The sequence below is a fragment of the Bradyrhizobium sp. th-b2 genome (genome assembly GCF_000426785.1).
Classification (GTDB): domain Bacteria; phylum Pseudomonadota; class Alphaproteobacteria; order Rhizobiales; family Xanthobacteraceae; genus Bradyrhizobium; species Bradyrhizobium septentrionale.
The window spans coordinates 172,481-191,124 of sequence record NZ_AUGA01000002.1 but is presented as its reverse complement, the minus strand read 5'-3'; the positions used below and the strand labels follow the sequence as shown (position 1 = coordinate 191,124).

The window sequence follows — 18,644 nt, the reverse complement described above, 5'->3', positions numbered from 1 at the left end:
GCGTGATGCCGCCGTCCAACTGCGCAGTGCGGTTGCCTTGCGTTACGGGCGAGCTTCCAGGATCAGGTTGAACGGCGTTTCCGCCGCGCGGCGGAAGCGGGAGAAGCCGCCCTGGCGCGCCACCTCACGCAGTCTTGCCTCTCCGGCCTGTGCGCCGAGCGCAAGCCCGACTTCCTGATCGAGCGAGGCAGGAGTGCAGATCATCGTCGAGGCGGCATAGTAGACCCGTCCGATCGGATTGAGGTTGTCCTCCAGCCGGTCGTTGGCGAAGGGCTCGATCAGCAGGCAGGTGCCGTCATTTGCGAGGGTGGAGCGGGTGTGCTTGAGGGCGCCGACCGGATCACCCATGTCGTGCAGGCAGTCGAAGAAGCAGACCAGGTCATACCCCTTGGCCGGGAATGTCTTGGCGGAATGCGTTTCGAAATGGACGCGGTCCGACAATCCCGCCTCCTTCGCCGAGGCCCGTGCCGTCTGGATCGAGCCGTCGTGATAGTCGAAGCCGTAGAAGGTGGACTTCGGAAACGCCTCCGCCATCAACCGCGTCGAGACGCCGTGGCCGCAGCCGACGTCGGCGACGACGGCGCCTTTCTTCAGCTTGTCGACGACGCCCTCGAGCGCCGGCAGCCATTCCTGGACCAGATAGTGCTTGTAGCTGGTGCGGAAGAAGCGGGCGGTGCCGCAGAACAGGCACTCGCTGCGCTTGTTCCAGCCGACACCCTTGCCGGTCTTGAACGCGTCGGTAATTTTCGGCTCGTCGAGGAAGGTCGCGCCGACCAGGCTTCCGACGGCGCCGAGGAACACCGGGCTCTCCTCGTCGGCGAGCGCGAGCGCCTGCTCGGGCAGCATCGAGAATTTTCCGGACGCCTTGTCGTATTCGATGTAGCCCGAGGCGGCCTGCGCCGAGAGCCATTCCTGAACGTAGCGCTCGGCGGTTCCGGTTGCCTTGGCCAGCGCCGCGGCATTCATTGGTCCGCCCTGCGCAAGAGCCTTGTAGAGCCCGAGCTTGTCTCCCAGCAGCATCAGCGAGGCGTTCATCGCCGCGCCGACATCGCCGATCATCTTTCCCATGAATAAATTGAGGCGCTCCTCGTTGACGTCCATGATGTTCCTCCATCGCAATCGCGTTTGGCCAAAAGTCCATCATTCGCAATTTCACGCATGCGTCGTCGTACAGCCATGGGGCGACGCGATCGCATGAAAGGTTCGGCGCAATGAAGCGATTGTTACTGGGCTGCTGGGATCCCAGATGGGCTCGATGTCACAAGCCTGCGAGGCGGGCGGCCTACGCCGCCGCCCGCAGCATGACCAGCCTCTTGTATAGCGCGCTGTAGCAGGCGGCCGACAGGTCCCAGCTGTAGGACTTGGCCATCGCGCTGGAGCGCATGGCGTTGAGGCGGTCCTTGGCGCGGTAGGCGTCGAAGGCACGTCTGACCCCGCCGAGGAAGGATTCCGCCGACGGCTGCGGGAACAGGAAGCCAGTCTCGCCGTCGGCGATGGTTTCGGCAAGGCCGCCGGTCTGGTGGCCGATCGGCAGCGAGCCGAAGCGCTGCGCATACATCTGGCTGAGGCCGCAGGGCTCGAAGCGCGACGGCATCAGGGTGAAATCGCTGCCGGCGAAGATCCGGCGCGCCTGCGCGTCGTTGAAGCCGATGATGACGCCGATCGCGTCCGGCCGGCGCCGGTGTGCGGCGACCAGCGCGTCCTCGAGGGCGGGCTCTCCACTGCCGGTGACGACGATTTGACCGCCATCCCGGATGATCTGATCGGCGGCCGACAGCACGAGGTCGACACCCTTCTGATGCACGAGGCGCGCAACCAGGCCGAAGATCGGTCCGCGCGAGACCGCAAGCCCGAATTGCCGCCGCACATAGTCGGCGTTGGCCTGCTTGCCCTTCCAGTCGCCGGCGCCGAACGGCTGCGCGAGCTGCGCGCAATGACGCGGGTCCCAGCTCTCGTCGATGCCGTTCAGGATGCCGGTCAGCTGGTCGGCGTCGGAGCGGAGGCGCAGCACGCCCTCCAGCCCGCAGCCGAGCTCCGCGGTCGTGATCTCCTTCGCATAGGTCGCGCTGACGGTGGTCAAATGCGAGGCGTAGACGAGGCCGCCCTTGAGGAAAGACAGCTGGTCGTAGAATTCCAGCCCGTCGATGTGGAAGGAGCTTTCCGGTGCACCGATCCGCCGCAGCGAGTCCCTCGGAAACAGGCCCTGATAGGCGAGATTGTGGATGGTCAGGATCGACGGAATCCGCAGCTGACGCCATGCGAGGTAGGCCGGTGTGAGCGCGGCCTGCCAGTCGTTGGCGTGAACGAGGTCGGCTGCCCAATTCTTGTCCAGCGTTCCGGCCGCAAGTTCGGCAGCGGCGGAGGCAAAGCGGCCGAAGCGGATGTCGTTGTCCGGCCAGTCGCGGCCGGACTCATCGCCGTAGGGATTGCCCGGCCGGTCGTACAGTTGCGGGCACAGCAGCACATAGACCGGCATGCCGTCCTTGGTCGATGCGCGCCCGAGCGTGCAGGCGGGCATCTCGGCGAGCGCAGGGCATTGTCCAACGATTTCAATGTGAGTGAATTGCTCGACCACGTCCCGGTAGCCGGGAAGCATAATCCTGACGTCGCTCCATAGGCGGAGCGCCCGGGGAAGTGCAGCGGAAACGGCGGCAAGCCCGCCCACGCGGACGAAATCGTCCATCTCCGTCGTGACGAATAAGACCTTCAACAACGCCCTCGTTCCAGCCCGTGACAGGGCTATGCAAGATCGGGTCCAATCTGCCTTTGAGTAAAATGCAAGACGGCCCGCGGGTCCGGTCTGGACGAGACGCTTTCCTGTCAGGGCGGCTCACTTTAGGGTCGCGGCGCCGAACAATGAGAACCACGCGGTGGAGGAAGCCTTGGCCACAACAATAGCTGCTGACGATGAGGGGAATTTGACACGGAGCTTCGACGGCCTTCGGGTGCTGGATTTTTCGACCACGATCGCCGGACCTCATTGCACGCGGATGCTCGCCGACATGGGCGCGGAGGTGATCAAGATCGAGTCCGCCGAAGGCGAGACGATGCGGACGCGGCCGCCGCTGCGCAACAATTGCTCGACGGCGTTCGGCCAGCTCAATGTCGGCAAGAACAGTCTTGTGCTCGACCTGAAGTCGCCCTCCGGCGTCGAAACCGTGCGCCGGCTGATCGCGACCGCCGATGTGCTGGTGGAGAATTTCCGCCCCGGCGTGATGCGGCGGCTGAAACTCGACTATGCCTCGATCAGGGACATCAATCCGAAGCTGATCTACTGTTCGATCTCCGGCTACGGCCAGACCGGCCCGTCGGCGGAGTTGCCGGCCTATGCGCCGGTGATCCATGCCGCCTCGGGTTATGAGATGGCGCATCTCGCCTATCAGCCGGGCCGCAGCCGGCCGGACTATTGCGGCATCTATCACGCCGATGTGCTCACCGGCGTCTATGCCTTCGGTGCGATCTCGGCGGCGCTCTATCAGCGCAGCGCCAGCGGCAAGGGCCAGCATATCGACGTCTCGATGCTGGAATCGATGCTGAGCCTGACCTTGAACGAGTTGCAGTGGTCACAATTCGAGGTCAAGCAAACCCAGCGCCCGATGTTCGGCCCGATCGAAACCACCGACGGCTACGTCATGGTGGCGATCGCCAGCGAGAAGACGTTCCAGAACCTGATGCAGGTGATCGGCCATGGCGAATGGGTCTCCGATCCGCGCTTCGCCAAATATTCCGATCGGCGGGAGAACTGGGCGGGCCTGATGGAGGGCGTCGAGGCGTGGTCGCGCGCGGTGAGCACGCAGGCCTGCCTCGCCGCGCTCAATGAATATGGTGTGCCGTCGTCGGCCTATCGCACCGTGCGCGAAGCGCTCGCCGATCCGCAGATCGACCATCGCGGCGCGCTGGCCGAGGTCGAGGACGGCGGCGGCGCCTTCAAGGTGCTCAACCTGCCGTTCCGCATGTCGGGCGCTGCGGTCGGCGCCGCCAAGCGGATGTCGACGCTCGGCGAGCACACGCTGTCTTATTTGAAGGAGATCGGCCTCTCCGACGATCAGATCGCAGGCTTCGCAGCGCAACCGGCGAAAACTGCGCGCAGCTAGAGCATGATCCGGACCTGGCGGGTCGCGTTTGCTCAACGTGGACACCGGTTTTCCGAAAGATCATGCTCAAACAAGTCGATGAGATCATGATGCGATCTTGCGTGATCGCATCGTGATCTCCCTGCGGCTTTTCATCCGTATTACGGTCTTGTCGCGCGCGGCGATTCCGGACAAGCTGCCGCCCAACACACGACGATCCGGAACACCGGACGTCGCCCACCTGGGAGGGACCACCGATGAAGCTGGCCGGGCGCGCGCACGCGGTTGCGCGCATATTTCTTGTGGCGGGATTAGGTGCGGCAACATTCGTTGCACCCGCCAGCGCGCAGAAGCAGGGCGGCACGCTCAACGTCGGCCAGGAGCTGGACATTGCGGGCTTCGACCCGCTCAAGGTCGGCGTCTACGACACCTCGGCCAACACCGCGGCAGCCGCGATCTTCGACACGCTGACCACCCTCGACGACAAGGGCGAGCCGAAACCGAAGCTCGCACTGTCGTGGACGCATTCCGACGACTTCAAGACCTGGACCATCAAGCTGCGGCCCGGCGTCAAATTCCACGACGGCACGCCGTTCAATGCGCAGGCAGTGAAGGAGAACTTCGACCGCCAGAAGGACCCGGCCAACAAGTGCCGCTGCGCCTTCTACATCACGAGCACCATCAGCGTGAACACGGTCGATGACCTCACGGTGGTCTACAATTTCAGCGATCCGTCGGTGAACTTTCCGGCGACCCAGTCGATCCAGAGCTCCAACAACGTGATGCAGTCGCCGACCGCATGGAAAACCAAGGGCGACGACTACAACCGCAATCCGGTCGGCACCGGCCCCTACATTCTGAAATCCTGGGCCGCCGGCGATCGCATGGTGCTGGAGAAGAACCCGGACTATTGGGACAAGGGCAAGCCCTATCTCGACCGCATCATCCTGAAGCCGCTACCGGATGCGCAGTCGCGCTTTGCCTCGCTGCAATCGGGTGAGGCCGACATCATCTGGGACGACGAGGCCGACGCCGACAACATTATCAAGGCGCGCAAGGACGCGAGTCTAACCGTGCATACCTATCAAGGCTCGGGGGCTTCAGTCGCTGCCTTCAACACCAAGGTTCCGCCGTTTGACGACGTGCGCGTGCGCCAAGCGCTGGTGATGGCGCTCGACCGCAACAAGATGTCGCAAGCGATTACCAATGGCCTGGCGCGACCGGCCAGCAATCCCTACGGCGACGGTTCTTGGGTTAAGTGCAAGGATGACGGCGCGTTGCCCTTCGATGTCGAAAAGGCCAAGGCGCTCATCAAGGACTACGGCAAACCGGTCGAGTTCAAGATGCTGGTCACGGCGACGCCGCGCGGCCGCACCGGCGGTCAGGTCCTGCAGCAATTCTGGAAGCGCGTAGGCGCCAACATGGAGATCGAGCAGGTCGATCAGGCGACCATTCCGCCGCGCGCCTTCATGCGCCAGTTCCAGCTCACGCCGTGGCGCATCGTCGATCTCGCCGATCCCGATCCGCAGATGTACGCCAATTTCCACACTGGCAGCCCGGTGGCGCTGGCGAACTACTCCAATCCGGAACTCGACCGGTTGCTGGAGCATGCGCGAACCACGGCCGACGTCGCCCAGCGTACCGAAGACTATTGCGCAATCAGCCGCCTGATCAACAAGGAGGCGATCTGGTTCTGGACCTTCCAGAACACCTACTATGCGATATCGAGCGCGAAGGTGAAGGGCGTGCCGAAAATGTTCAACGGGGTGCTCGACGTTTCCTACGCCTGGAAGGAATAGCGCTGCATGCTGTTCTTCGTCGCGCGCCGGCTCCTGTACCTGGTGCCGGTGCTGATCGCGGTCTCGCTACTGACCTTCGTGATTGCGTCGCTGTTGCCGGGCGATCTCGCTTACGTGATCCTCGGCGACCAGGCGACGCCTGAGAACGTCGCGGCGCTGCGCCATGATATGGGGCTCGATCAGCCGATCTGGCTGCGCTATCTCGGCTGGCTCTGGCACATCCTGCAGGGTGATTTCGGGCGCTCGTTCCGCACCGGGCAGACCGTGCTGCAGGCGGTCAGCGAGCGGCTGCCGGTTTCCATCGAGCTGATGATCCTTGCCGAGTTGATAGGGCTTGCGATCGGCGTGCCGCTCGCGATCGCCTGCGCGGCCAAGGCCGGCAGCGCGTTCGACCGCCTGATGACCGGCTCGGCTTTCGGCATGCTGTCGGTGCCGACCTTCCTGTCCGCGATCCTGCTGATCTATTTGTTCGCGGTCGAGTTGCGCTGGCTGCCGGCGACCGGCTACGTGCCGTTCAGCGAGGATCCGCTCGCCAATCTGCGCTTCATGGTGCTGCCGGCGCTGACGCTCGCGCTTGCGGAGTGGCCGGGCATCATGCGCGTGCTGCGCTCCGACATGATCGCGGCACTGCAGGAGGATTATATCGCGCTCGCCAAGGCGAAAGGCCTGAAGCCGTCGCGCATCCTGTTCGTGCACGCGCTGAAGCCGTCGTCGCTGACGCTCGTCACCATCACCGGCATCAATATCGGCCGCCTGATCGGCGGCGCCGTGATCGTCGAGACGATCTTTGCCTTGCCCGGCATCGGCCGCCTCTTGGTCGGCGCGATCTATACCCGCGACCTCATCATCCTGCAGGGCGTGGTGTTGCTGGTCGCCGCCGGCTTCGTGATCATGAACTTCATTGTCGACCTGCTCTACGCCGTGCTCGACCCGAGGATCCGCCATGGCCACGCTTGAGCTCAGCCTCGATGAGACCACCGCGGCCCCGGCACGGCGCAAGCGCCGGCTCGGCACGCTGTTCTGGATCGCGATCGGCTGGATGGTGCTGGTGTTTGCGGTCGCGATCCTTGCCGATGTGTTGCCGCTGCCGAGCCCGACCGACATGGACATGCTGGAGCGGCGGGCGCCGTTTTCCGCCGAGCATTGGCTCGGCACCGACGGTCTCGGCCGTGACGAGCTGTCGCGGCTGATCTATGGCGCGCGGATATCGCTGATCGTCGGGCTCTGCGCACCGGTGATCGGGGTCACCATCGGTGGCGCGCTCGGCATGCTCGCGGGCTATTTCCGCGGCCGTTTCGAATCCATCGTGGTGGGCAGCATGGACGTGCTGCTGGCGTTCCCGCCGCTGATCCTCGCGCTTGCGGTGACCGCCTATCTCGGCCAGTCGATCTTCAACCTGACCTGCATCCTCGGCGTGCTCGGCATTCCGGCCTTCATGCGGGTGGCGCGGGCATCGACCCTGACGCTGGCGCGGCGCGAATTCGTCATCGCGGCAGAGGCGCTCGGCGCCTCGCATGCTCGCATCCTGCTGCGCGAATTGCTGCCGAATGTGCTGCTGCCGCTGCTCGCCTTCTTCCTGCTCGGCGTCGCCGTCACCATCGTGGTCGAGGGCGCGCTGTCCTTCCTAGGCCTCGGCGTGCCGCCGCCGATCTCGAGCTGGGGCAGCATGATCGGGGAGGGCCGTGAAAGCCTCGACGTGGCGCCGCGGCTCGCCTTCATTCCGGCGATTGCGATGTTCCTGACCGTGCTCTCCTTCAACCTGATCGGCGACACCATTCGCGCGCTGACCGACCCCAGGCAGGGTGCGCTATGAGCGGCACGCTGCTTTCGGTCGAGAACGCGGTGGTCGACCTGCCGACGCCGCGCGGCAATCTGCGGGCGGTCGATCACGTCGATCTCGCCGTCGGTGCGGGCAGGACGCTCGGCATTGTCGGCGAGTCCGGCTGCGGCAAGACCATGCTGTCGCGCGCTGTCCTGCAACTCCTGCCCAAGAAGGCGAAACTATCCGGCCGGGTCATGTTCGACGGGCAGGACCTGACAAGGCTGTCGCCGGAGAAACTGCGCAAGCTGCGCGGCCGCTCGCTCGCAGTGGTGTTCCAGGATCCCATGACCTCGCTCAATCCGGTGCTGACCATCGGCACCCAGCTGATCGAGACCATTGTGGAACATCTCGAGCTCGATCTTGCCGAGGCGAGGCAGCGCAGCATCGAACTGCTGGCCGCCGTCGGCATTCCGGCACCCGAGCAACGCCTGACGCAATATCCGCATCAGCTCTCCGGTGGCATGCGCCAGCGCGTCGCGATCGCAGTGGCGCTGTCCTGCGAGCCAAAACTCCTGATCGCGGACGAGCCGACCACCGCGCTCGACGTCACGATCCAGGCGCAGATCCTCGATCTCCTGGCGCGCGAGCAGCAGCGCCGCCATATGGCGATGATCATCATCACGCATGACCTCGGCGTGGTCGCCGGCCGCACCGACGAGGTGGCGGTGATGTATGCCGGGCGCGTCGTCGAGCGCGCGCCAACGCCGGCATTGTTCAAGCAGATGCGGATGCCCTATACCGAGGCGCTGCTCGCCGCGCTGCCGAAGCTCGACGTCCCGCCACATACGCCGCTGCCGGCGATTTCGGGGCGGCCGCCCGATCCGACCCGGCCGCTGAAAGGTTGCTCGTTCTCGCCGCGCTGCCGCTATTCCGCCGGGCGCTGCGGCACTGAGAAGCCGCCGCTCTGCGCGGCGGAGACATCAGACCATCTCTATGCCTGCTTCCATCCGATCGCGGCGGGGGTCGGCGCATGATGCAGCAAGCCGCATCCGATCCGCTGATGAAGGTGGAGAACCTCGTCGTCGAGTATTCGGTGGGGGGCAAGACCATCCATGCCGTGTCCGACGTCAGCCTCGAAATCGCCCGTGGCGAGACGCTGGGGCTGGTCGGTGAATCCGGCTGCGGCAAGTCCACGCTCGGCCGCGCCGTGCTGCAATTGCGCCAGGCCGTTTCGGGCAAGGTGCTGTTCGACGGCCACGATCTCACCGCCCTGCGCGGCGAGGCGCTGCGCATGATGCGCCGGCGCGTGCAGCTGATCTTCCAGGACCCGATCGCTTCGCTCAATCCGCGGCGGCGGATCGGCGATATCGTCGCCGAGCCGCTGGTGATCGCGGGCGTCAAGGATCCCGAGGAACGAGGGCGCCGCGTCAACGAGGTGCTGTCGGCGGTCGGCCTTGATCCCGCGCTGGTGAGCGGACGGCTGCCGCATGAATTCTCCGGCGGACAGTGCCAGCGCATCTGCATTGCCCGCTCGCTGGTGCTCAATCCCGAATTCGTGATCTGCGACGAGCCGGTGTCCGCGCTCGACGTCTCGATCCGCGCGCAGATCCTCAATCTCCTGGAGGAGATGAAGGCGCGCTACGGCCTGACCCTGTTGTTCATCGCCCACGATCTCGCCGTGGTGAAGGCGGTCAGCGATCGCGTCGCGGTGATGTATCTCGGCCGGCTCTGCGAGGTCGGCCCGTCGGAACAGCTGTTTGCACAGCCGGCGCATCCCTATACCGCGCTGCTCATCGAAGCGATCCCGGTGCCCGATCCGGATGTCCGTCCGACCCGGAGCGTGCCGGTCGGCGAGCCGCCGTCGCCGATCGCGCCGCCGTCCGGCTGCCGATTCCGCACCCGCTGCCCGCGGGCCGATGCGCGCTGCGCCAGCGAGATGCCGGAACTGCGCGTGGTTGCACCAGGCCAGTTCGCGGCTTGCCATCATCCCTTGATCTAAATATGGGGAGACCAACACCGCGTTTGTCCCCGACGGGCAGGCGTGGCAAGGTCCGCCGCAAGAACAAGCTTCGGGAGAGCAGCGATGAAGAGTTTCCAGGTCGTCGATTTCAACGCCCCCTTGAAAGAGGTCGATCAGCCGACGCCGCAGCCGTCCGGCACCCAGGTGCTGATCAAGGTCAAGGCCGCCGGTGTCTGCCACAGCGATTTGCATATCTGGGAAGGCGGTTATGATCTCGGCCATGGCCGCAAGCCGCTGTCGCTGAAGGATCGCGGCGTCTCGTTGCCGCGCACGATGGGCCACGAGACGGTCGGCGAAATCGTCGCCTTCGGGCCCGATGTCAAGGATGCCGACAAGGGCGGTCTCAAGCTCGGCGATGTCGCGCTGGCCTATCCATGGCTCGGCTGCGGCAAATGCCCGACCTGCCTCGGTGGCGACGAGAACATGTGCGCGATCAAGCCGAATGCGCTCGGCGTCTACTGCGACGGCGGCTACGCCGATCACATGACGGTGCCGCATCCGAAATATCTGCTCAACCTCAACGGACTCGATCCGGTCACGGCGGCGCCTTACGCCTGCTCCGGCGTCACGACCTACAGCGCGCTGAAGAAGGTCGAGAAGGACCTCGACACGCCGATCGTGATCTTCGGCGCCGGCGGTCTTGGCCTGATGGCGCTCTCGCTGTTGAAAGCGATGGGCGGCAAGGGCGCGATCGTGGTCGATATCGACGCCAGGAAGCGCGAGGCGGCCGAGGCCGCCGGCGCGCTCGCCACCGTCGACGGCAAGGCGCCCGACGCGCTGGAGCAGCTCGTCAAGAAGGCCGGCCAGCCGATCCGCGCCGCGATCGATCTGGTCGGCAACGCCCAGACCTCGCAGCTCGGCTTCGACTGCCTGACCAAGGGCGGCAAGCTCGTGATCGTCGGCCTGTTCGGCGGCGGCGCGACCTGGGCGCTGCCGCTGATCCCGATCAAGGCGGTCACCATCCAGGGCAGCTATGTCGGCAATCTGCGCGAGACGCAGGAGCTGCTCGATCTGGTGCGGACCAAGAAGATTCCGGCGATCCCGGTCACGCCAATGCCGCTGGCGAAGGCGAACGAGGCGCTGACCAATCTGCAGAAGGGCCAGCTCGTCGGCCGCGCGGTGCTGACGCCGTAGTCCAAGTCACCGTCATTCCGGGATGGTGCGCCAGCACCAGATCCGGAATCTCGAGATTCCGGGTTCGATGCTGAGGCATCGCCCCGGAATGACGACCATCTTCCGGAGATTCTCATGTCCGCCAACGACGCACTTCACATCGCAGTCCTCGGTGGCGACGGCATCGGCCCCGAAGTGATGGCGCCGGCGCTCGAGGTGCTGCGCAGCATCGAGGCGTCGGCCGGCCTCAAATTCCGCTTCACCGAGGCGCCGGCCGGCGCCGGTTATTACAGGGAAACCGGCAAGTCGATGCCGGAGAGCACGATCCGGCTGTGCGAGGAGGCCGATGCGATCCTGCTCGGGGCCTGCGGCCTGCCGTCGGTGCGCTACCCCGACAACACCGAGATCGCGCCGCAGATCGAACTGCGCATGATCTTCGATCTCTATGCCGGCGTGCGGCCCGCGCGATTGATCCCGGGCGTGCCGAGCACGATCGTCGGCGCCGATCAGAAGGGCATCGACCTCGTCGTGATCAGGGAATCCACCGAGGGCCTGTTCGCCTCCATGGGCAAGGGCGTCGTCACCGACAGCGAGGCGCGCGAGACGATGGTGATCACGCGCCGCACCTCCGAGCGGCTGTTCGAGTTCTCGTTCCGGCTGGCCGAACGCCGCAAGGCGCGCGGCCGCGTCGGCGGCGGGCTGACCTGCGTCGACAAGGCAAACGTGTTCAAGGCGTTCGCATTCTTCCGCAACATCTTCGACGAGACGGCGAAGCGTCATCCCGACGTCAGGGCCGATCACCTCTACATCGACGCGACTACCGCCGCGCTGGTGAAGCGTCCCTGGGACTTCGACGTCATGGTGACCGAGAACATGTTCGGCGACATCCTGTCCGACCTCACCGCCGGCCTGATCGGCGGCATGGGCATGGCGCCGTCGGCCGATATCGGCGATCGCTACGCGGTGTTTCAGCCGTGCCATGGCACGGCGCCCGACATCATGGGGCAGGGCAAGGCCAATCCGACCGCGATGATCCTCTCGGTCGCGATGATGCTGGACTGGCTCGCCGACAAGCACGGTCTCGAAGGCGCTGCCGAAGCCGGGGAGCGGATCGAGCGCGCGGTCGACAGGGTCTATGCCGACGGCATCAAGCCGTTCGAGTTCGGCGGCAGCAACGGCACCTCTGATGTCGCGAAGGCAGTGCTGGCGGCGCTTTAGCACGGGAGGGTGAGGGGGCCGGAGCCCCCTCGTTGATGATCAGCGCCGGTGTCCACCATGATGCCCGCCGCCATGGTGTCCGCCGCCGTGATGGCCGCCATGATGCCGCGGCCCGTGATGATGGTGGCGATGGTGGTAGTGCGGACGATGATGCCATCCGTGATGGCGCGGTCCGTAGTAGCCGTAACCGCCCGGTTGCCAGGTGCAGCGGCCCCAGCGATCGCAGACCTGGCGGACCTTGTCGACATTGGACGTTTCGCCTGCGATGTGGCCGGCCTGCGGCAGCCCGTTCGGCATCGCTGACGCCGTGCCGGACATCAGCGCTGCGCTTCCGAGCGCGGCCAGTCCAACAACAGCAAGCTTGATATTCATCGAGATCTCCTTGGTTGAAGCCTGAAAACGTCCATGCGGCCACTTCGTTGCTGCGACAAAAAAGATGCGCCTGTGCACTTGGTTCTAAGGGACGCCGGTTCAACGCAGGAAATACGGGAGTTGTGAGGTCGCGCTGTGTGCGGGCGGCAATTGGCCGCGCGACAGAATGGCGGCGCGTCGCGCGTGCATGCGCCGCATGAGATGTGCAGTCAAAGCGTGAGCTGGAAAGGCCTGCGCTGATACGCAACGGTGTGCGCGAAGACCGTGCTCAAGTCGAGTTGTGATATCTTGACGCCGTGCTTGCCGTCGCTTCATGACCGCGCATTCGGACGCGAGACTGAGAATCTCGCCTCGATCACAAGTCCTTGAGTGACTGCCTCGGCAAAAGAAAAAGCGCCGCCATCGCCGATGGCAGCGCTTTGTTATGTCCCGGCCCGACCGGCGTATGGCGGTCGCGGTGACCGGCAACCGGCCGATGCGGCGTGGTGGATCGCGTTCGCGGCGTCGCGACCAGACCCGCGGCTCAGTCTTCGTTGGCGGCGATCGATTCCATCAGCGACACCAGCTGGCGCTGCACGGTCTGATCCTTGATCTTGCTGTAGGCGCGCAGCAACCGGAGGCTGAACGCGCTGTCGAGGAACAGCAGGCTCTCGACTTCGCGGGCCTTGTTGTCGCCGTCGTAGAAGAAGGTGACCGGCACGTCCAGCGCGGTCGCGATCTGCTGAAGGCGGGCGGCGCCGACGCGGTTCACGCCCTTCTCGTACTTCTGGACCTGCTGGAAGCTGACGCCGAGCTTGTCGCCGAGCTCGGCCTGCGAGATCTTCTGCTCGACACGGCGCAGGCGAATCCGCTTGCCCAACTCAATGTCCGGCTTGCCGGCACTGCGCTGCTTCATCTTCTTTGCTGCTGATCTGTTCATTCTTGTGACCCGTCCTTCAATCGGGAATCCCTGGCCCGGCCGGGTCAGGGACACGTTCATGATGTACCGCGTTAAGCTCGAGTGGATCGTCAGTTCGTCGTGAACCACGAAAATCCAAGAAGATCGCGGGATGGTATCCAAACGCACATCCTTGTTGGAAGCATACGTATTGGAAGCACCTTTTACCGACACAGCCAACTACCTGAAGTCGACCGCGCCTAGGTGTCTCTCGACACCCCGCCCTCTACATTTGGCAAAATATTGACCAAACCACAACTAGCGCGAGTTTGATCGCCACAGATTTTGCACGCATGCTTACCGGGCGGCCGTGCACTGCGCCCGTAGTTCTACGGGCAACTATATTGTACGGGCGTCTTTGCGTGGATGCAACCCCAGCTAGTGCATCCTGAGGTCGCGCAGACGGGTCGGCGGTTGCTTGACGGAACGGCCTGCTAGGCGAAAAGTTTGACCTAAGTCCAAGTCGGGCTTTCGGAATGTTGCTGGACAATTGCCTGAAAGTTCTCGATCATCGGGAACCAATGTGCGCCTACGACAAGCCGGCGAACTCTGGCGGGAGAGGCCAATGAAGCGGAAGAGGGGAACGCCTCGACTCTACCTCGCGGCTTCGGGAGTGGAAGATATGCCGGTCGCAAATACGGAAGAACGGTTGCTGGCGCTGCTCGCAACCCTGGAAGAGTGTCAGGCCTTCCTGACCGACCGGACCAATACGGAGACGGCGCGGCTATTGTCCCTTGCCATCCTCGAGCTCCGGATGGAGCTCCACAAGGTGACCGATTCCGAGCTGAAGGCCCTGTGTGACATGATCGCGTCGGACGAGCCGATGCCGGAACCGGCGACCCGGCAATTGCCGCCGTATCTGAGGCTGGTCAAGTAAGCCAGCGCCGCGCGCGGGACGCTGCCGGTCCTGTGCCGTGGGACTTCAGCCGGCGGTGACGTCGACTGCCTCTGCGCCTTCAAGCACGCGACGGGCCTTGTCACGGTCGAGGTCACCCTCCCATGCCGCGACCACGACGGTGGCGACGCAGTTGCCGATCAAATTGCCGACCGCGCGCGCCATGCCGATGAACCAGTCGACCGAGAGCACCAGCACGAGGCCGATCGCCGGGATGCTCGGCACCGCATTGAGCGTCGCCGCCAGGATGACGATCGCCGAGCCCGGCACGCCATGCGCGCCCTTCGAGGTGATCAGCGACACGCCGAGCACCAGCAGCAGGTCGCCGAACGACAGCGGCGTGTTGGTCGCTTGCGCGATGAACACGACCGCAAGCGTCAGATAAATCGAGAACGCATCGAGGTTGAAGGAATAGCCGGTCGGGATCACGAGGCCGACCACAGAGTCCTTGACGCCGAGGCGCTCCAGCTTGCGCATGATCTGCGGCAGCACGGCGTCGGAGGATGCGGTGGCGACCACGATCGTCAGCTCCTCGCGCAGGTAGCCGAGGAATTTGAGGATGTTGATGCCGGCGAGCGCCATGACGCCGCCGAGCACGCCGAGCACGAAGATCGCGACCGAGACGTAGAACAGCGCCACCAGCGACAGCAGCTGCTTCAGCGAGCCGACGCCGTATTTGCCGACCGTGTAGGCGACGGCGCCGAGCACGCCGATCGGCGCGATGCGCACGATCAGGCCCATGGCGCGGAACAGCACGGTCGAGACCGCGTCGATGAGAGAGGAGATCTTCTCGCCCTTTTCGCCGCCGACCAGCGCCAGGCTGACGCCGAAGATGATGGCGAAGAACAGGACCTGCAACACGTCATTGCGCGACAGCGCGTCGAACGAGGTGGTCGGGATGATGTTGAGCAGGAAGCTGCCGACGCCTTCGCCCTTCAGCTTCTGCGCGTTGCTGGCATAGTTGCCGAGCGCCTTGGGATCCAGCGTCGAGGTGTCGATGTTCATGCCGTGACCGGGCCCGAACAGGTAGGCCAGGATCAATCCGACCACCAAAGCGACCGTCGTCATCACCTCGAAATAGACCAGCGCCTTGACGCCGACGCGTCCGACCTTCTTGAGGTCGCCGGCGCCCGCGATGCCGTGCACCACCACGCAGAACACGATCGGCGCCACGATCATCGAGATCAGCTTCAGGAAGGCATCGCTGAAGATCTTCAACCCGATCGCGAAATCGGGCGCGACCATGCCGATGATGATGCCGAGCAACAGCGCGACGAGCACCTGCACGAACAGTGACGTGTAAAGCGGCTTTCGTGCCACACTGGCTTCCGCTGCGATGGTCGACATGAACTTCCCCCTGTTTCTGGCCGGCCGAACCCGCCTATCTTAGCAACTTGCGTGCCAAGATGTCGCAGGTTCGGCCGCCATTATCGGGTCAATCGCCCGGTTCGAGGGAGCTGGTCACGGTGTAGACGACGCCCTGGGGCAGGAAATCCACCGTGGCTTCGCCGCCGAGCTGGTCGCGGGCGCTGCGCTCGATCAGGCGGGAGCCAAAGCCGCGCTGCACCGGCGCGGTGACCGGCGGACCGCCGGCCTCGGTCCAGATCATCCGGAGCTTCGGTCCGGCGCCTTCGTCCAGGATCTCCCAGTCCAGCGTCACCGTGCCGGTGTCGTTGGACAGCGCGCCATATTTGGCGGCGTTGGTCGCCATTTCGTGCAGCAGCATCGACAGCACCAGGGCAAGCCGCGGCGACAGCGGCACGCGCGGTCCGAACATTTTGACCCGCTCGGAGGCGTTGATCAGATAGGGCCGCAACACCCGGCTGACCACGTCCTGCAGGTCGGAGCCCTGCCATTTGTCGGTGGAGAGCAGGTTGTGCGCCTCGGCAAGCGCGCCGAGCCGCCCCTCGAACTTGTCGCGCTCGGCGCGGCTCGCGGTGCGGAAGGTCTGCGTGGCGATCGATTGCAGGATCGCCAGCGTGTTCTTGACGCGGTGGTTGAGCTCCTCGATCAGCAGGTCGTGCAGCATCTCGGCGCGCGCGATCGTGGTCGCCATCCGTACCGCGAAGCCGAGGCCGACCAGCAACAGCAGGCCGCCGATCACGCTGGTGATCGCAAGCGAGCGCCACAGCGGCGCCACCAGCGAGTTCTCGGCGATTCCCGCGGCGACGGTCCAGCCGGTGACGCGCGACCGCGTGAAGCCGGTGATCAGCGCCACGCCTTCGAGCGAGACGGTCGGCAGCGTCGCCTCGCTGCGGCGGAACATCTCGGCGAACAGCGACGGCGCGGCGCGCTGCCCGATCGTCGCCTGCGGATTTGGCACGCGGGCCAGGTTGACGCCGTCGCTGTCGAAGATCGAGATGGTCCAGTCCTGGTTGAGGCGCTGCTTCTCGATGATGGTCTGGAACACCTCGATCGGCGGGCTGAACGAGATGTCGTAGAGCACCTCGCCGTCGCGCATCACCGGCACCTCGACGGTGATGATCAGGCGTTGCTTCACCGCGCCGAAGAACAGATTGGAATATTGCGGCTGCCTTGTCGCAAACACCTTCCCAAGGATCTCGAGATTGTTGCGCGGCAGCAGGCTCGCCGTATCCGCCGTCAGCGAGGAGAACACCTGGCGTCCGCTGCGGTCGGCGACCAGCACCACGCCGTCCTTGCCGTACTGGTCGATGAAGCCGACCGCAACGCGGCGGAAATTGTCGAAGTCGCTGTTGCGCAGCGAATTGGTCAGCGCCAGCACCTGCAGCCCGCCGGTCATGCGCTGCATTTCCGCATCGAGCAGCAGGCGGATGTTGCGCGCGGTCTCGAGCACACGCTGCGTGGCGGCCTGGCGGTCCTGCTGGTAATTGTGGAAGACTATGCCGACCGCGAAAACGATCAGCGGCAACATCGTTCCCGCGACCAGAAGCGCGAGACGGACTGGCAATGTCAGTTTCGGCACGAAGTCCCCGGGTCGGTGCTGCTCTGAGCTTAGGGGAAGCGGGAAAAGTCCGCCAAAGGAAATAGCTGGTGATTGGAAAGGTTCCGCGGCGCTTAGAGCATGATCCGGAAAAGTGTGAAGCGGTTTTCCGAAAGGATCATGCTTAAACGAGGGGTGTGCGCCGCGGAAAGGCGTCTGTCAGAGATTGCTCTCGGTGATCGCGGCGTAGACCATGGTGCGCAGCTCGCGCCGGAGCGGATAGGCGCTCGATGGCAGCACCTGGGTCATGAAAATCGTGATCAGCTCCTCGGCCGGGTCGATGAAGAACGACGTCGTCGCGGCGCCGCCCCAGTTGAATTCGCCCGGACTGCCCGCGATCAGGGTCTGCGCCGGATGCATCGTGACGGCGAAGCCAAGGCCGAAGCCGATGCCGTTATAGGCGGCTTCGGAGAACAGCGAGCGCGACATCGCCGGCAGGTCGACGCCGCCGGGCAGATGGTTGGAGGCCATCAGCTTCAGCGTCTTCGGGCCGAGCAGCCTGACGCCGCCGAGCTCGCCGCCGTTGAGCAGGGCGCGGCAGAAGGTGAGATAGTCTGAGGCGGTCGAGCACAGACCGCCGCCGCCCGAGATCAGCGAGGGCGGTGACAGGAACGAGCTGGTCGTCGGGTCGTCCTGCAGCGTCAGCGTGCCCTTGCGCTCGGTAGCGTGGAAGGTCATGCCGCCCTGCGGGTCGGCCGAGTAGCAGGCGGCGAAGCGATGCACCTTGTCGGCCGGCACGAAGAAGTCGGTGTCGTTCATGCCGAGCGGCTTGAAGATGCGCTCCTTCAGGAACTTCTCGAACGGCATCCCTGAGATATTGCCGATGAGGTAGCCGAGCACGTCGGTGGCGACCGAGTAGTTCCAGGCTTCACCCGGCGAGAACTCCAGCGGGATTTTCGCCAGATCCTCGATCATGCTGTCGAGCGTGCCGGCCTTGATGACTTCGCCGATCTTGTTCTCGCGATAGGCCGCGTCCACGTTGGAGCGCTGCTGGAAGCCGTAGGTGAGGCCCGAGGTGTGGCGCAACAGGTCGACGATCAGCATCGGCCGGCTCGGCGGGCGGGTGAGGAAGGCGGGCGCGGTGCCGGCGACGAACACGCTGAGGTTCTTCCACTCCGGAATGTATTTGGCGACCGGCTCGTCGAGCGCGACCTTGCCTTCCTCGACCAACATCATGAAGGCGACCGACGTGATCGGCTTGGTCATCGAATAGATGCGGAAGATGGTGTCGTCCTTGACCGGCACCTTGCGCTCGAGATCGGCAAAGCCCTGCACCGCGGAATGCACGATCTTGCCGCGCCGGTAGATCAGGAGCTGGGTGCCGGGAAAGCGGCCGCCGTCGATATAGCGGGTCTTCAGATGCGCTTCGAGGCGGTTGAGGGCAGTGGTCGACATTCCCGCGGATTCGGGCGAGGCAGGCGTGGGGGCTAACATCGGGCGTTTCTCCGGCTGGCAAGGCCGTCTTGATAGCCGAAAAGTGTCCGCTGCACCAA

General features: G+C 64.7%; 16 protein-coding genes. 9 read left to right on the top strand and 7 right to left on the bottom strand.

Annotation, left to right across the window (positions count from 1 at the left end; translation table 11 throughout):
* Positions 1-42: 42 nt before the first annotated feature.
* Together K359_RS0103825 and glgA are read right to left on the bottom strand one after the other, a co-directional pair.
* On the bottom strand, positions 43-1,101 hold the full coding sequence (locus K359_RS0103825) for a class I SAM-dependent methyltransferase (protein ID WP_035975996.1): 1,059 nt from the start codon (positions 1,099-1,101) through the stop codon (positions 43-45).
* A 181-nt stretch (positions 1,102-1,282) separates the two neighbouring features.
* The gene (glgA, locus tag K359_RS0103820; RefSeq protein ID WP_035976088.1) at positions 1,283-2,710 is read right to left on the bottom strand and encodes a glycogen synthase GlgA; all 1,428 of its coding nucleotides are present in this window, start codon (positions 2,708-2,710) and stop codon (positions 1,283-1,285) included.
* A 208-nt stretch (positions 2,711-2,918) separates the two neighbouring features.
* Here glgA and K359_RS0103815 point away from each other — a divergent pair, with 208 nt between their 5' ends.
* The 8 genes from K359_RS0103815 to K359_RS0103780 all read left to right on the top strand — a co-directional run bounded on the left by K359_RS0103815 (position 2,919) and on the right by K359_RS0103780 (position 11,985).
* Positions 2,919-4,094: a CaiB/BaiF CoA-transferase family protein gene (locus tag K359_RS0103815; RefSeq protein WP_198031099.1), complete on the top strand. Its 1,176-nt coding sequence runs from the start codon at positions 2,919-2,921 to the stop codon at positions 4,092-4,094.
* A gap of 236 nt (positions 4,095-4,330) precedes the next feature.
* Positions 4,331-5,872 (top strand): ABC transporter substrate-binding protein, encoded by a 1,542-nt coding sequence (locus tag K359_RS0103810; protein ID WP_029078163.1) that lies wholly within the window; start codon positions 4,331-4,333, stop codon positions 5,870-5,872.
* A gap of 6 nt (positions 5,873-5,878) precedes the next feature.
* Positions 5,879-6,829, top strand: coding sequence for an ABC transporter permease (locus tag K359_RS0103805; RefSeq protein ID WP_029078162.1), 951 nt, complete (start codon positions 5,879-5,881; stop codon positions 6,827-6,829).
* Entirely contained in the window at positions 6,816-7,685 is an 870-nt protein-coding gene (locus tag K359_RS0103800; RefSeq protein WP_029078161.1) for an ABC transporter permease, read from the top strand. The genes K359_RS0103805 and K359_RS0103800 overlap by 14 nt, the downstream gene beginning before the upstream one ends.
* Positions 7,682-8,668, top strand: a complete 987-nt coding sequence (locus K359_RS0103795) for an ABC transporter ATP-binding protein (RefSeq protein ID WP_029078160.1) — start codon at positions 7,682-7,684, stop codon at positions 8,666-8,668. Before K359_RS0103800 ends, K359_RS0103795 begins: the two co-directional genes overlap by 4 nt.
* Positions 8,665-9,633 (top strand): ABC transporter ATP-binding protein, encoded by a 969-nt coding sequence (locus tag K359_RS0103790; RefSeq protein ID WP_029078159.1) that lies wholly within the window; start codon positions 8,665-8,667, stop codon positions 9,631-9,633. The genes K359_RS0103795 and K359_RS0103790 overlap by 4 nt, the downstream gene beginning before the upstream one ends.
* An 84-nt stretch (positions 9,634-9,717) precedes the next feature.
* Positions 9,718-10,788: an alcohol dehydrogenase gene (locus K359_RS0103785; RefSeq protein ID WP_029078158.1), complete on the top strand. Its 1,071-nt coding sequence runs from the start codon at positions 9,718-9,720 to the stop codon at positions 10,786-10,788.
* Between the two features lie 114 nt (positions 10,789-10,902).
* Positions 10,903-11,985, top strand: coding sequence for an isocitrate/isopropylmalate dehydrogenase family protein (locus K359_RS0103780; protein WP_029078157.1), 1,083 nt, complete (start codon positions 10,903-10,905; stop codon positions 11,983-11,985).
* A 39-nt stretch (positions 11,986-12,024) separates the two neighbouring features.
* Here K359_RS0103780 and K359_RS50985 read toward each other — a convergent pair whose 3' ends face one another.
* Together K359_RS50985 and K359_RS0103770 are read right to left on the bottom strand one after the other, a co-directional pair.
* Positions 12,025-12,357, bottom strand: coding sequence for a hypothetical protein (locus tag K359_RS50985; protein ID WP_051345964.1), 333 nt, complete (start codon positions 12,355-12,357; stop codon positions 12,025-12,027).
* A gap of 523 nt (positions 12,358-12,880) precedes the next feature.
* Entirely contained in the window at positions 12,881-13,276 is a 396-nt protein-coding gene (locus tag K359_RS0103770) for a helix-turn-helix domain-containing protein (RefSeq protein ID WP_016844123.1), read from the bottom strand.
* A gap of 640 nt (positions 13,277-13,916) precedes the next feature.
* Here K359_RS0103770 and K359_RS0103765 point away from each other — a divergent pair.
* Positions 13,917-14,171 carry a hypothetical protein gene (locus K359_RS0103765; RefSeq protein ID WP_084518272.1) on the top strand — a complete coding sequence of 85 codons (255 nt, stop codon included), beginning with the start codon at positions 13,917-13,919 and terminating at the stop codon, positions 14,169-14,171.
* A 45-nt stretch (positions 14,172-14,216) separates the two neighbouring features.
* Here K359_RS0103765 and K359_RS0103760 read toward each other — a convergent pair whose 3' ends face one another.
* From K359_RS0103760 to K359_RS0103750, 3 genes are all read right to left on the bottom strand, one after another.
* Entirely contained in the window at positions 14,217-15,536 is a 1,320-nt protein-coding gene (locus K359_RS0103760; protein WP_029078155.1) for a dicarboxylate/amino acid:cation symporter, read from the bottom strand.
* Positions 15,537-15,624: 88 nt separating this feature from the next.
* Positions 15,625-17,133 (bottom strand): sensor histidine kinase, encoded by a 1,509-nt coding sequence (locus tag K359_RS0103755; RefSeq protein ID WP_029078154.1) that lies wholly within the window; start codon positions 17,131-17,133, stop codon positions 15,625-15,627.
* A gap of 177 nt (positions 17,134-17,310) precedes the next feature.
* A complete protein-coding gene (locus K359_RS0103750) occupies positions 17,311-18,585 on the bottom strand; it encodes a serine hydrolase (protein WP_029078153.1) in 1,275 nt (424 codons plus the stop codon).
* Positions 18,586-18,644: the final 59 nt, after the last annotated feature.